Raw genomic sequence first — 2,107 nt, 5'->3', positions numbered from 1 at the left:
GGGCAGGGGCTTGGGCCCAGACGGGCTGGCTGGCCACCAGCATCAGGGGCGCCAGCAGGGAAAGCGGGGTACGACGCTTCATGCGGTCCTCGCGGGTCTTCAGGAAGTGCACGGCGCTTCTAACCCGGCACACCCCATCCGCCATCCCGGAAGCCAGCACTTCCTCCAGGAAGGCGTCCTCGGTGCGACAGGCGAGGGGGCTCGAGCGGGGCGCGCGCCGGAGGTTCGCGGCGGGTTCGTCGCGATTTCCGGTGACTACCCTTAAGGTTGTCTTCCGTATTGCCTCCATGTCAGGTCGGTTTGTTAGGGTGCCTTCCACCTGGAAAGCGACATGGGGTCGCTCGAAGGAGGACGTCGAGATGGCGCGCAATGACGGTGGGGGACTGGGGCCGATGTACCAACGGGAGATGGAGGAGTTGAAGGAGCGCCTGCGCAAGGCGCATGAGGAGTCGCTCGCGGCCATCGCGAAGCTGTCGCAGCACATGGACAGGACGCGGGTGAACCTGGACGCGCTGGACCGGAGCCACGCGGACTTCAGGCAGTCATTCCAGGCGGTGCAGCGGGAGTACGGCGAGCTGAGGGAGCTGGTCCACGAGCATCACGTGGCCATCGCGGAGACGCGACAGGAAGTCAGCGGACTGAAGGGTGACGTCGCCGGACTGAAGGGCGACGTCGCCGGATTGAAGGGGGACGTCGCGGGGTTGAAGGGCGACGTCGGTGTCTTGAAGCAGGACGTCAAGGAGATCCGGCTCGACGTCCATGAACTGAAACAAGACGTGATTCTGCTCAAGCAGAAGGTGGAGACCTTGGAGGTGAAGGTCCACGCCCTCGAGCGGAAGATGGAGGCCGTGCATGAAAGACTGGATGGCATCGACAAGAGACTCGATTCCATGGACACGCGGCTCAACCGCATGGATACACGCATCGATGCCATCGACTCCCGACTCGGCATCATGGAGACCGGGTACCAGGCCATTGAGGTCAAGCTCCAGCGCTCGGACCGCCTCTACGAGGAGATGAACGAGCGCGTGGACCTCTTCTCCCGGGACCTCCGCGTGGTGCGCTCGGGCTTCGAGGAGTCCGTGGAGACGCTCGCGAAGCTCGCCGCGACCATGGGCATCAACGCCTCGGAGATGCGCCGGGGGTTGTTCCACGTCAACGAGAAGGTGGCCCGGCTCTCCGTGGAGCAGGACACCACCGACAAGCGCCTCCAGGCGCACGAGAGCATCCTGACGAAGCTGCTCAAGAACTGACCCCGCGATGACACCGTGAGGGGAACTCCACGCGGCTCCCCTCACGTCGGTGTAGCGTCGCCTCTCAGGTCCGCAAGGGGCGATGCATGAAGCTGGTGCTCATCTCCGATACACATCGACGGCACGAGGAACTCGAGGTCCCCGTGTGCGACGTGCTCATCCACGCGGGTGACTTCTCCCGCCGAGGCAAGCAAGAGGAGCTGAAATCCTTCCTCGGCTGGTTCTCCCGTTGCCCTGCACGCGAGAAGGTCTTCGTCGCCGGCAACCATGACTTCATCTGCGAGCGCGACCCGCAGCTGACGCGGCGGCTCGCGCACGAGGCGGGGGTGCACTACCTCGACGACGAGGAGGTGCTCGTCCGAGGCCTGCGCGTCTGGGGCTCACCCGTGACGCCGCGCTTCGGCGGCATGGCCTTCAACCGCGAGCGCGGCGCCGACATCCGCACGCACTGGGACCTCATCCCCGAGGGGCTCGACGTGCTCGTCACGCACGGTCCACCCAAGTGCCTGGGGGACCGCACGTTCCTCGGCGCGCACGTGGGCTGCGAGGACCTGCTCGCCCGCGTGAAGCAGGTCCGTCCGCGCCTCCACGTCTACGGCCACATCCACGAGTCCCCGGGCGAGCAGTCCCTGCCCGACGTGCCGACACGCTTCCTCAACGTGTCCAACTGCCACCTGCACCCCTTCGGCATCCGTCCGCCCGTCGAGGTGGAGCTGGAGGCCTTGTCCTAGAGCGCCGATCAGGTTACGGCGAGGGAGCAGGCAGGCGGTAGGGGATCGACTCGGGCTGTGGTCGCGTGATCAGGTCGCCACCTTCGGAGGTGGCGCATGGAACGCTGGAAGCCGGCTGTGGAG

Annotated in this window: 2 protein-coding genes; both read left to right on the top strand. The window is 66.0% G+C overall.

Going from position 1 to position 2,107, the window contains the following annotated elements; all coding sequences use genetic code 11:
* Positions 1-359 precede the first annotated feature (359 nt).
* Positions 360-1,253 (top strand): hypothetical protein, encoded by an 894-nt coding sequence (locus FL311_RS42765; RefSeq protein WP_141333378.1) that lies wholly within the window; start codon positions 360-362, stop codon positions 1,251-1,253.
* Positions 1,254-1,339: 86 nt separating this feature from the next.
* A complete protein-coding gene (locus tag FL311_RS42760) occupies positions 1,340-1,984 on the top strand; it encodes a metallophosphoesterase (RefSeq protein WP_228557474.1) in 645 nt (214 codons plus the stop codon).
* Positions 1,985-2,107 lie beyond the last annotated feature (123 nt).

The organism is Myxococcus sp. AB025B (genome assembly GCF_006518215.1).
In the GTDB taxonomy this organism is placed as follows: domain Bacteria; phylum Myxococcota; class Myxococcia; order Myxococcales; family Myxococcaceae; genus Myxococcus; species Myxococcus fulvus.
Note: the sequence above shows the minus strand (reverse complement) of the source record. Positions and strands in the feature narration are given on the sequence as shown.